Origin of the sequence: Pelagibacterium montanilacus, from assembly GCF_003992665.1 — a bacterium.
In the GTDB taxonomy this organism is placed as follows: Bacteria; Pseudomonadota; Alphaproteobacteria; order Rhizobiales; family Devosiaceae; genus Pelagibacterium; species Pelagibacterium montanilacus.
On record NZ_RZMX01000010.1, the window covers coordinates 1 to 13,310 of the forward strand.

A 13,310-nucleotide genomic window follows, 5' to 3' on the forward strand; every position below is an offset into this window, starting at 1 on the left:
CCTATCTGGACCCCAATCGGCTGGTGTTCATCGACGAGACCTGGATCAAGACCAACATGGCTCCGATCCGGGGATGGGGACCAAGAGGTCAACGCCTGCGCGGCTTCGCCCCGAACGGCCATTGGCGCACCATGACCTTTTTGGGCGCTTTGCGCTGCGACGGGCTGATCGCGCCCTGCGTTTTCGACGGCCCGATCAACGGGACATCGTTCCGGGCCTATGTCGAACAAGTGCTCCTGCCCACCCTCCGGCCCGGCGATATCGTCGTCATGGACAATCTCGGCTCCCACAAGGCCGCCATCATCCGGCAGATGATCAAAAGTGCGGGAGCACGGCTCTGGTTCCTGCCGCCCTACTCACCCGACCTCAACCCCATCGAGCAGGCCTTCTCCAAGATAAAGCATTGGATGCGTATGGCCCAGAAACGAACCGTCGATGAAACCTGGCGACACATCGGGCGCCTCGTGCAGACAATCTCCCCGCACGAATGTGCAAACTACATCCAAAATGCCGGGTATGCTTCCGTCACAAAATGACAGAGCCTAGAGCATATCCTGTTCTGATTGAATCAGAACAGGAGTTCTAAGTCTTTGGTTTGGCGCGTTTCCGAACCGGAAAAGTGTTTCCACTTTTTCTGGAAACGCTCTAGTACCGTGCCGAAACGTTGAGGAACACGCCGTGATCGTCGGCTTCGACCTTGCGCAGATCGTCGGAGAAATGGCCGAAATTGTAGCCCGCACCGATTCTCACCGTGTCGTTGATGTCGTAGCTGATCATCGCGAGCGCGCCCAGATCGAGCACTTCGGTCTCCGCATGGAGAAGCCCGCGGGCCTCGAGCAGCACGCGCCAGTCCTCGAGCACCTGCAGATCGGCCCTGAGCACGCCCAGATGCACAGATGAGGCCTCGAAATCATCGGCCTCTCGGGTCTCGGAAATCTCTCCGATACGGAACCCGTATTTGGCACCGATGGTCAGCCATTCCGTAAGGTCGTAATTGGCATCGGCGCTGAAGATGTGGCTGCGCTGGGCCGGCCCCATGGTCGTGCCGTCGACCGATACCTGATCGGACGCGGGCAGATCGTAAAGATAGGTGTAGCGGATCAGCGCGTTCAACCTGTCGTTCTCGACCGGCCGATAAGCCGCCCCGATGCTCGCTTCGATATATTCGCCATCCAGGATCGAGCTCTGGTCGGACGCACTGAGCACGGCGCTCGCCGCCCCCAGAGCCCGCCATGTGTCGTCGATCTGAACCGAGAGGCCTGACTGGCCCAGGATCGTGGCCCGGTCCCGGGTGTCGTCATCGGAATCCTCGAGCCGCAATTCGCCTCGTCCTGTCCATTCCACCCCGCCATCGGTGTAGGCAAGCGCCGTGGACAGCGCATGGCGCGAGAAGTCTTCAGCGTCTGGATCTTCGATGGTGCCCGTCTCGTAGGTGCCAGAGGCGGTCCAGCGCTCATCGGGCGTGAACGTCACCCCATAGAGTCCGGTGAGCGACTGCTTGCCTCCGAAGACATCGTAGATATTCTCGGCATGAACGCTCGCGACGTCGCTGATCCGGCGCTCGGCGCCCGAAACGATGCCATTGGCCGGCGTATTGCGTACAAGGAAGCTGTCCATGATATCCGGCGACATGCGCAGGCCCAGATAGGAGCGGTTTCCGTCGGTGTCGGCATGAGCCACGGTGGCGTCGACCTGGGGCCCGGTCGTGCCGCCCGATGCCTCCAGACCGGCTGTCCAGCCATTCCCGATTTCCCATTCAAAGCCACCACCCACGCGGTCGTTACGCGGATATCCGGGCGTGTGGACGAGGGACGTTTGGCCGAACCCGTAAACGTCGAGCCGTTCGAAGCCCGTGTAATCAACGCGTGCACCCACATCTGTGCGGCTGCCACTGGTCCTGGAACCCGATCGCTGGCTGGAGGTGGTGCGGTGGATCATGCCCACGCTGATCGTCCAGTCCGGGTTCAGCATATACCCCAGTTCGGCCGCCACTTCGGTCCGCCGCTCGCCCTTGGCGTTCTCGGTGTGATCGGCTTTGACCTCCATATCCGCCACTTCACCGAACTCGGCCGACACGAACGTCGAAGCCGACACGGTGTCGGAAAGAACCTGATGGTCGAGTGTCGAAAAGCCCTCTTCCCTGTGTTCGACCGTCGCACCGGCCACAAGGCCGAAACTGCCGTCGAAATAGCTGCCCAGGTCGGTCCGGGCCGACACGCGGTAGGCGTTTGCCCCATTGGTCGAACCGGACACGGGCTGCTGGAAATGGGTGAAGCCGCCATCGGTCGAAAGCCAACTCCCCCGCTCCCGGCCTTCGCTATGAAGCACTTCGGCTTCGAGATAGGTATCGGCGTCAGCCTGCACACGGGCATTCACGCCAATCACCCTCAGGTCCTCGTCATCCCCATTGGTCTCGGCCATGCCGACCGCCCCCACCCGCACATGGTCGCCCAGCCAGGTCGAAGCACTGCCGCCGTAGGCGTATTCCTGTACGTCGGTGCCGATGGGCTTGTACTCGTACTGGACGAGCAGGTTTGCCACATCGGATTCGCTCGAGCTCACCGCTCCGCCGTCGCGGACCGACGCAGAAAGGGGCTCGGCCAGGATGATCAGGCCCTGCATATAGTTGATGGTGTAGTCCACGCCCGCGCGCAGGCGGCGCGTCGACGTCACCATGCCCGTCACCCCGTTCAGGGTCTCGATGGAGATGTTTTCGGAGGCCGGAACCACGTCCTGGCGCCGCAGCACATAGGCCGAGCCTCCCGTGCCGCGGAATGTGTCGCGCGCGGGCAGCGTCTGGGGCTGGGCGGCATAAAGGGTTGTCTCGGCATGCGGGCGCCCCTCGGAGGTAACGCTGGCGGTTTCGGCATGGAGAGAGGCCCCATAGAGCGTGCGCTGGGCCTGCAACATCGTCCCGTCGCCGATCTCGGTCTTGAAGTTACCCCACATGACGTGGTTGTTGCCGCGCTCCAGACGCAGATAGAGCTTCCCGCTCGTGGGTGCGTCATCGACCAGTTCGGAATCATCGCCATAGACCGGATAGTACTGGTTCGGATCGATCCGGCGCAGCAGCGCCTGCGGATCGGTCGAGAAAACGCCGGTGAACATCTCCTCCAGCGGCCCTTCGCCCGAATCGCCCGCTGCGGTCAGCAGCACGTCGCCCCGCATCTTGCCCCGCAGGTAGAACGCGGCGCGTCCCTTGACGTAAACGTCGTCGAACTCCTCGGGCGCGGCGTCGATGATTTCGCCCTCGCCCCAGCGGGCGCCGACGGTGAGGTCAGCCAGACCCACATAGAACCATTCGCTGTCGGGAATATTGATATCGCGGCTGAAGGCCACCGACTTGCCATCCAACCCCTCGACCGTGATGTCCACGGCGTGATCGCCTGCGGGCAGGATGCGCTGGACGACGAATGCCCCCGAGGCATCGACCGGCACGGGCTCGCCCAACACATATGCAACGCTCCCCGGCTTGAGGGCCGTGGCGTGCACGCTCACCGCACCGCCATGCACAGAGATCGACCGGTGCGCTGTCTGGTCCTGTCCCCAGATCGCGTGCCGGCCGACGCTGCGGCCGGTCTCATGACCGGCATAGAACGCCTGGGGCACGGTCTCGTCGAACCTGCCGTTGCCGTCGTAGACGCGTGCCACATAGTGATAGGTGGCGCTACGCCCGGCCGGCACGCCCCATTCCACGCGGTTCTCGGTGAATGGAAGGACCGCGAGGAGGGTTTTCATGTCCTCGTCAAAGACCCGGATCTCCGCCCGATCGATCCACTGCGCGTAGTTGGTGTCGAGCCGGAACGGTACCGTGCTGCCCGGCTCGGCCCTGCGGACACCATGCGTCGGGCCAACGGCCAGCCGCGCCTCGTTCTGCAGCCCCTCATAGGTCACCTGAATGTCGGCCTTGGCGAGCGCGACATCGGACTTGCGAACCGGATCGGTGGGCGTGGGATCCCCCGCCACATGCTCGCCATCCACCGAAATCGAGAACCCGGCCATCGCCAGCGCGGCGGGCGATAGCCCCAGCACCGGAACGGTGGCAATCGCGGTTCCCATGAGCAGTGAGAGTGCGCGTGTGCGCAAGGATGCGTAGGCGAAAATGGTCATGCCTCAGCGCCCCCCAATCGTGGTGTCAATGACGAGTTCATAGGGCGCGCCGGCCTCGGCCCAGCGCTGGCGGATGGCCCGCACGAGCCTGTCCATGCGGCTCCGGGCCATGGCCTGATCGCCGGCTGCTTCGTATTCCACGTGCAGATGCGCCTCCTGCTCGGCCAGAAGAGCGATCAGTTGGCCCAGCCCTGCCTCGAGTTCAGCGCCGGGCGTCGTCGCGTTTGCATCGAAGGCCGGATCGCTGACCGCGATCTTGATCTGACGTCCAACCTGCACCCCGAAATTGACTTCCACCATCTTGCCCGGGGTGACCCGCACCATGGCGGGGTTGTCGGTCGTCAGGGTGAAGCCGGTCGGCAGCGTGCCGCCATCGAGCTTGAGCACGAAGTTCGAGCCGATATTGGCATTGGGGATCGCCGCGCAGGGGATCGAGAAGCGCCCGAAGGCATCGGTGGTGACCAGCGTGCCGCGCACGGTGCTCAACCGGACGCCCGGAATCCCCGGCTCGCCCTCGTCCTGATAGCCGTTGCCGTCGCGGTCATCAAAGACCGTGCCGATAATGTCGCTGCAATCGAATACCGCATCGGGCACGATCTCGAATTCGGCCACCGATTGCGGTCCAAGCGGGGTGCCAAGCTCGTCATAGCCCAGCGCGAGATTGCGGTATCGACCTGGCGGGGTACCAGGCAGGGCCCGCAGGACCAGACCGATCTCGATGCGCTGCTCCGCGCCCAATGGAAGATCGGGAAAGGTGATCTCGTTGCCGGCAATTTCGGGCTCGAATGCAACCCCGTCAACGCTTGCCGAACCGTCCACGAGGACAAAGCCTGAAGGGATGCGGTCGACAATGGTGACGTCCCCGGCATTGGAGAGCGAATTGTTGCGCACCTCGATCTCGAAGGGGATCGTTTCCCCGCGATGGATCATCGGCCGGCTGGTGGTCTTGGTGATCACCACGTCGCTCGGCGGCTGGGGACTGAGCGTGAGAACGACGCTGTCCTCGGGTGAGGACACCGGACTCTCGGCGTCGTTCAACCCGATCGCGGTGCCCGTGGCGCGCGCGGTGTTCACCACGCCGTCGGTGACCCCGGCCCCGGCATTGAGGTCGTTCTGGGTCAACACATAGCTGGCCGTGAAAACCTGCGACTCACCGCGCGCGATCGTGGCGGACGGCGGATCGAATTCGGTGATCTCGGTCTCGGCGGGCGTGCCGTCGAACGCGAACGAGATTTCCTCAGGGCTGACATCCTCGACCGGAACGTTGCCGGTGTTGCTGACCGTGAAGGTGAAGTCGATCCGGTCGCCCACCAGCGTGTAGCTCGAACCGCCGCCCACGAACTCGGCTTCCTTGACGATGGCGAGTTCGGGCGCGACCGGGATGGTCGGCACGATCAGAGGTTCGTCAGTGTCGTTGGTCGGACCCGAGAGGTCCTCGATCGACTGCTCCCCATCACCGACATCGTAAGTGGCGCTGACAGTGGCCTGGTTCTCGACGAACTCGCGTTCGATGTCGTCTGCGTCGAGCGCGTAAGTGAAGGGTCCGACCGTAAGATCCTCTCCGGGCAGCAGTGTTCGGTCATCGGGGGCGTACGGCGTCGTCCACAGCATCTCATCGACGATCTCGATATCGTCGATGATGATATTGCCGGTGTTGGTGATGTCGAAATAATAGTCGATCTCCTCGCCCACTTCCGTGGGATCGCCCAGATCGGACTCTTGCCGCTTGACGATGGCCAGACCAGGCACCTGTTCGAGTTCAACGACAATCTCATTGGAGTCCGATGAGATCGGGGTCTCGTTCCCGGCATCGGTGAAACCGTCAGCCGTCGCGGTATTCCTTACCTCGCCGGACTGCACATCATCCTGGTCGATCGTGTAGGTCACCGGGCCATGGGTGACGGCATTGCCCTCCCCCGGCTGGAGTTCATCGATCGTCGTCAACGGATCGTCCGAAATCATCGGATCGGTGATCGCAACGTCATAGAGCGTGATGTTTCCGGTGTTTGTGACAACGAAGCTGTAATCGATCGTGTCTCCTGCCTGAGGCGGTGTCTGCAGGCTCGTCTCTTCTGACTTGACGATCTCCAGTCCGGTTTCGGTCTCCAGCTCCACTTCCGTGGCCGTGTCGTTGTCCACTGCAGTGCCGGATGCATCGGTGACCGTGACCAGTTCCCCGCTCTCGCCGATCCCTCGACCGCTCACGGTCGCCTGGTTTTCCACGATCCCGGCGTTGATGTCGTCCTGGGTCAGCGCATAGGTCGCCGTGAAGACGTCATCGACACGTTCGCCAGGCGACAGCGTGCCGCTCCACGAGCTTGGCGAAATCTCCGCGCCCTCGAGGGTTTCCGTGAGCGTGATCTCCCCGAGCACCACATTGCCCACGTTCCGGATCTCGAAGGCATAGGTGACCTCGTCACCCACCCGCGCAACACCTTCAGGCTGGCTGGTGATCGTCTTGATCAGACGAATCTGCGGGTTCCGATCGAGCGAGGTTTCGACCTGGTCGGTGTCGGTCACCGGTTCGTCAGTCGAGCCGACGGTGGGATAGGCCTCGACATCGGCAGTGTTGACCACTTCTCCCGCGTTGATGTCGTTCTGGTCCAGCGTAAAGAGGCCCTCGACCACGATGGTCGTGTCGGCCTCGGGGATGGTATCGCCCGCGTTCTGGGGCTGGAGAACAGCGTCAGCGAGCGCGGTTTCGTCCCCCTCATCGAGAACGAAGCCAGCAAGGCCATCGGTCAATGTGAGCGTATCGAGCGGGACGTTCCCTGTATTGGTGATGGTGAACCGGTATCGCAGCGTTTCTCCGGGCTCCCGCGGCACCGAAAGGTCCGTGATCATCTGCTTGGTGAGCGCGATGCCCGGGCTCTGGGTCAATGCGACGGTTTCATCATCGCTGTCGGTCGCCCCCTCCTCGGAGGACACGCTTGCCGTGTTCGTCACGTCCCCGGCGTTGATGTGCTCCTGGGTGATAGGCGCTTGGACGGTGAAAATGACCTCCCCATCGGGCGCGACGCTTGGATGGGATGCCGGTGATATCTCGGCTCCCGCGATGGGATCGGTCAGCACCAGATCGGTCAGCGTCACATTGCCGGTGTTGGTCGCCGTCACAGTCCAGGTGAGAATATCGCCGGCACTGGGGATCTCCGGGAGGGAATCGGTATCGATATCCTTGCTGATCTCCACCAATGGCTGCTGATAGACCGGTTGGGTCGCGTCGTCCGGCTCGCTTTCAACCGTCCCGGCCGCGTAGTCGCCAGTGGCATAGGCCTCGTTATCGACCCGCCCAGCGTCGATGTCGTCCTGGTCGATCGCGTAGGGGGCGGCGACAACCTCAGCCGCGCCGCCACGCGGCATCTCCCCGATGTCCAGCTCCGAGATTTCTCCCAGCAACGGATCGACGACGACCACGTCGGTCAGATCGGTGTTGCCGGTATTGGTGACCGTGAACTGGTATGTGATCGTTTCGCCGAGGCTACTGGGATCGCTGACCGTGGTGGACTGAACGCTTTTCTCGATCATGAGACCCGGATCGGCCAAGCCATCGATTTCGGCCTCGTCGGTGTCGGAAACAGTCAGAGCCTCGCCCCCGGCGTTCTCGCCCCACTGGCCTTGAGCCGAGGCGGTGTTGGCCACCGCATCATTGTTGAGATCGGTTTGTTCGAGATCATAGGTGGCGGTGAACGTCGCATCCTCGCCCGGCTCCAGCCTCAAAGGCTGGGTGGGACCATCGAGCGCCGACAGGCCGGGAAGATCATCGGTGACGGTGACGTCGATGAGCGGTGTGTTGCCGGTGTTGGTGACAACGAACGTGTAGGTGATCGTATCCCCGACATCGGCAACTTCGCCAGCCGGCTCGAAGTCCGCTGTCTTGTCCAACGAGATCGAGGGCGCGAAGTCCGGACTGACGACTGTCGGGGTGTTGTTGCCCGTCTCATTGCCGATCCCGTTATTGTCTGGGTCCGGGTTCGCGGTGTTGTTGGAAATGTCCGAAAGCTGATCGTTGCTGGAAGAATCCTGCCCCGAATACCTACCCTGTGCAGATATCGTGGCCTGGTTGGTGTGCGAGAGCCCTTCGGTCCGCGGTACGGCCGGATTGACGTGAACCGTATAACTCACCGTGCCGCTCTCGCCGACGCCAAGCGTGCCATCACTCACCAGCGTCTGCTGGGCATCCCCGCCAAAGTCGGTATTGAGCGTGCCGAAAGCCCCGCCCGTCACGGCGGTGACGGTATAGGACCCTTCCGGCGGCGTACCCGCGTCGCCGGTATAAGTGCCGAAATTCCGGTCGGGCCCATCGAGATCATCCTCGATCACAACATTGTCGACCGGCTCGAGGCTGAAATTCTCGGCCGTCAGCGTGTAGGTGATGGTGTAGCTGCCATCCTCCTCGAACTGCGCTGCGGTTGCGACCTTGCCAAGCCCTATCCGCGCCGTGGGAATGCGCGTGAAATCATAGTCGGTGCCGGCAACATCGGTCGTGATGACGACTTCGCTGATCGTTGTTTCATCATCGATGGTTCCGGCAGGATCGTTTGCGGTGGAATCGGTTCCCGGCAGCGCACTGCCTTCAACGAGGTGATCCTCGGAGATCGAGCCAGGGTCGTAGGACACCGTGTAGGTGCCCGGCGGTATGTTGGAGACGGTATAGTCGCCATTGCCGTCCGTCTGCGCCGACGCGGTGATCGTCTCGCCGTCATGCAGCGCCGTGCCGGAGACGTTGACCGTGACATTGGCGATTCCCGTGTCCTGACCGCCCGTCAGGATATCGTCAGCGTTGAAGTCACGATAGATCGTGCCGCTGATCGAGGACGCCTGGACCGTGTTCACACTACCCTCTGCGGTGTTGTCATCCTCATTCTGTTCGAAGGATTGCGTGGTGACGCTGACTTCGTTGACCACCGCGTCACCCGGCTCGTCCACCGCGATCACCTTCACCCAGATGCGTACCGTGACGGTCTCGCCGGCGCCGATTTCGTCAAGCTGGCAGACGATCCCTGTATCGTTCACACCGCCCGTACAACTGCGCGTTTCCGAAGGCTGAAGAATTTCCGGAACTTGCGTGAGCACCATACCTTCAGGGAAATCATCGGTGAGCACCACCGCCTCGGCGACGTCCAGTCCATCGCCTTGCTGCGCCGTGACCGCTATGTCCCAGGAAAACTCGTCGCGCAGATCGATCTGCGAGACGCTGGAGGACTTGGTCACCATAAGGTCGGACTTGACGCGGACAGTGGTGTCCTCGTTGGAGACATTGTTGCCCTCAACCGTGTCGTAGCCGGCCACTGTCTCTGCCGAGCGCACCGTCGCGGTGTTCGTGTGACGCCCGCGCGCGACGGCCTCCATGTCGATCTCGATGTCGACCTCGCTGCCCGCCATCAGCAAGTCCGCCCAGCAGGTCACGGTACTGTCCGGCGTGCTGGTGTCGGTGATCTCGATGTCGCAGTCCCAGCCCTCCGGCACAGAACTCACCCGCGGATTGGCGAGGCCGCTCTCGGGCAGATCGTCGACCACAAATATTCTCGTGGCATCGGAGGGACCGGAATTGATGACGGTGATGCTGTAGGTGGTGTCGGTATCGATTTCGACCGGGTCGGGCCCATCCACCTTCTGAATCTCGAGGTCGATCTCGGGCGGCAGGATCTCGATGGAGACATCGTCGGAGTTGTTGGTCTCGTCGATTTCCGGCGTGCTTGTTGAGACGCTCACGGAATTGAGGATGGCCATGGGCGTATCCGCGTCAAAGACATCCATAGTGGGCACCACCGTGATCGTGACGGTCTGCTGGCCCAGATTGCCGATGGTCCCCAGATTGCACTCGAGGACATCGTTCACGCCCGTGGTGATGATGGCCCCCGAAGCGGGCCCACCCGGGCCACAGCTACCCGCGCTGGGAATGGCCTCGAGGAACCGCACGCCAGCCGGAAGCGTATCGGTTATGGTCACGTTTCGGGCCGCGCTGAGCCCCAGATCTGGCACCTCCGCGGTGATCACATAGGTCAGCGACTGGCCCACCGCAGCACCGACCGCCTCGGACGTGCTTGTCTTGGTGACGGTGACGTCGGTGCGGGGGGTAACGGTGTAGTCCTCAGTCGAGATGTTGTTCTCGGTGTCGTCGTCGGGCGTCGCGAAGGAATAGGCAGAGGCCGTGTTCTGCTTGCTTCCCTCATCGCCGGGTCGCACCGTGATCTCGACCGTTGGGCAATCATCGTTCGGAGTGCAGACCGGCAGCGTGGCGATCGTACAGTTCAGCGTCCGCGAATATCCGCTGCCGGTCAGCGGGTCACACGTCAGTTCTTCGACGTTTCCCAGAGAAATCTGGGGCGTGATGTTCCCAGGCTCGCCGCCGTTTTCCCCGACGATCTCCGTCAATTGATCGACGAGCCGCACATCCTCAGCAACGGCATCGCCGGCATTGACGATCTCGATCCGGAACGTGATCTCGTCCCCCGAAACGACCGTGTCATCCCCGACGACCGTCTTGGTAACGTAGACATCCGCCCAGTTCCCTTCATTCGCACTGGTCAGGTCACCCGCATCCGCCGTGTTGTTGGTCGGATCGGCGTCCTCGCTTTCGAACTCGACCTCCATCTGGTTGTCCAGATCGCCCTCTTCGGTCACGAGCGCAGTCACCGTTATGGTGTCGGTCCACTGACCGATGCCCAGGGGCGCCGTCTCGTATTTTTCGGTTGTGCAGACGAGCGTGTCGGGGTTCACGATCGGATCCGTATCCGAAGGAGACGATCCCGACGTCGAAGAGACGCATGTCCAGTCGTCGGGAGCATCTACCGCAGTGATCGCAAGCCCCGCGCTCGGCACATCGATAATGCTCACCGGCTCGCTGAACGGAAGGTTGCCATTGTTGCGGGCCCGCAGCGTGAACTCATAGTCGTTGCCCACGGTAACCAGCCCACGCGGGGGCCCCTCTTTGTCGGCAACCAGGTCGATGCGGGGCACGTCGATCTGGGCACCGCCGTCATCGGCAGAATTGTTGTCCTCGGCCCCCTCGTTCTCGCCGTCCGAGGATATCTCGGCGACGTTGGTGACCACCCCGCCACCAGTGTTGGTCGCCGCCGTCGTTTCGATCATGATAGGATTGAGGAAATCGGCGTCCACACCGTCCAGGTAATTGCATTCGATCACCTGACCGTTCGCCTCACAGGTCCAGCCCTCACCCGCAATCACGTCTGCGATGTCGTAGTTTTCCGGCACCGTATCGGTGATCTGCGCAGCGCTCGGGACTGCCCCGGCCAGCGTTGGCTGCAGCGTGAAGGTGACTTGCTGTCCTTCAACGAGAACGCCCGATGGCGAGCGCGACTTGGTCAGCCCCAGGTCGGAGCCTTCCTGGATGTCGATAGCCGCCGTCATGATGTCGTTATCACTGATCGGATCGCGGGGCGTGGACCCGTCGACCTGCGCCTCCGCTGTCGCCGTCGATGCGTTGGCTGCGGTGACCTGCGTCGTGAAATCGAAATCTGCGGTTTCGTCTACCGCCAGATCTGCGAGATCGCAGGTAATGCGGCGATCGTTGATCGAGCAGGACGACGAGGGCGGGAACTGCACGTTGCGCGACAGCCCTACCGGCACATCCAGGATCAGTTGACCCTCTGTCGATTCGTCCGGTCCGTAGTTGGTCACCGCCGCCGAAAGCGTGACCATATCACCGGCCTGGACCGGAGACGGGTCCGCCGAAAGGGCCACGCCCAAATCCGCCCCGCGCTGCACGGTCGTCGTACGGCTGAAGTTCGGCCCGCCTTGGATCTGCGAGAAAAGAGTCGCTGCGCCCTGTTCCATATGCCGGAGGCTGACCACAGCCCCGATGTTACCTGCCGGTTGAATCACGGGCACGTCGCAAACCACGTCGACCGGAGCGGTGGTCGGGCTGGGTACGGTTTCGGGGGCCGGCGCGCAGTTCTCCAGTCCCGTTATCCCCACATAGATCGAGGGCTCGGGAATGGTGAAAGTCACTTCGGTTGCGGGGGTGGCGATATTGCCGGCGTTGTCGATGCGCACGGTGTACTCGACCACCCCGCCCGCAGGCATTGGGGTAAAACCGGTATTGTTGACGTTGATCGCCCAGTTCGACTGCGCCATGGCCGGTCCTGCACCGGCGGCCAGAAGCACTCCGCTCGCGACCGCAAGCCTGCCAAACAGTCCCACCCCGGCTCTACCCGTTCGTACGCCGAACGCATCGGTCAGAAAATCGAGGACAGCCGATGCCCGAGACAACAGGGAAAGTGGCGTCATATACAAATACCCGGAACCAGAAGACTGCGCGATCAATCAAGGGCAAAGCGCGCCCGGACCCGGACGTAGTTTCTCCCCGATCATAGAATACGGCGAAATCTTGCCTGTTCGACTGCGCGGTTAACCAGTTTTTAAGTATGCGCGAATCATATAGGCTTGCCCAAACTTGCCTAAGGCTTTGGGGGCATCCGGACTACATGCGTCCGGATTTGGGTTCATCGTGATCAGTTGGCTTTCCGAGACAGTGTCGTCGGCATGCGATGCCACGACGCGCAGCGAACTCCACGCCGTGGTGTCCACGGCGATCGACGCGCTGGGGTTTTCGAGTTTCAATCTCGCAGTGCTCAAGGCCGACAAGCGCGAGTTCATGACCGAGCCGACGCTCACCTCATGGACCTGGGACGAGCTCTCCCATTACGATGCCAATCAGTGGTATCTGCGCGACCCCCTGCTCGAGCGAGCCGCCTACGGAACCGAGCCGCTGATCTGGACGGCAAGCCAATGGGACGGGCAGCCTGAGCATGCCGACTACAGCAGCTTCATCAAGGCGCTCGGCCTGCGTGCGGGCGTGACCGTTCCCTTGCTTTGCAACAAGCCGGAACTCAGCGCCTTGACTGCGCTGTCATTTACCCGGGACAGTTTTTCAGAGCCCACGGCCCACGCACTCAAGATTCTCGGTGAAGTGGTCGCCGAAAAAACCTGCAGCCTCGGGATCACCCGCACACCGTCCCAGGCCGACATCAATGCCTTGCGGTCGCTCTCTGACCAGCAGATGACGATTCTCGAATGGGCAAGGCAAGGTAAGTCCAACGCCGACATCGCGGTCATCACGAACCGCTCGAAGCGTTCTGTAGACTACCATATGTCGGAAATCTTGAGACGGCTGTCGGTTTCGAGCCGCGCCCAGGCCATCTCGATCTATTGCGGGCGGTGAGCAGCGCTCTCCACCT

4 protein-coding genes are annotated in these 13,310 nt (G+C 62.2%); 2 read left to right on the forward strand and 2 right to left on the reverse strand.

Annotated elements, in window-relative coordinates; translation table 11 throughout:
* Positions 1-536 (forward strand): IS630 family transposase (locus tag EO136_RS03685; protein WP_127143128.1); only part of this gene is annotated, 536 nt, incomplete at its 5' end.
* A gap of 109 nt (positions 537-645) precedes the next feature.
* On the opposite strand, the gene EO136_RS03690 is transcribed toward EO136_RS03685, so the two are convergent.
* Together EO136_RS03690 and EO136_RS03695 are read right to left on the reverse strand one after the other, a co-directional pair.
* Positions 646-4,110, reverse strand: coding sequence for a TonB-dependent receptor (locus EO136_RS03690; RefSeq protein ID WP_127143129.1), 3,465 nt, complete (start codon positions 4,108-4,110; stop codon positions 646-648).
* Between the two features lie 3 nt (positions 4,111-4,113).
* Positions 4,114-12,360: a DUF7507 domain-containing protein gene (locus tag EO136_RS03695; RefSeq protein ID WP_127143130.1), complete on the reverse strand. Its 8,247-nt coding sequence runs from the start codon at positions 12,358-12,360 to the stop codon at positions 4,114-4,116.
* A gap of 220 nt (positions 12,361-12,580) precedes the next feature.
* Between EO136_RS03695 and EO136_RS03700 the strand changes: the two genes are divergently transcribed.
* Positions 12,581-13,294, forward strand: a complete 714-nt coding sequence (locus tag EO136_RS03700) for a helix-turn-helix transcriptional regulator (RefSeq protein ID WP_164730428.1) — start codon at positions 12,581-12,583, stop codon at positions 13,292-13,294.
* Positions 13,295-13,310: the final 16 nt, after the last annotated feature.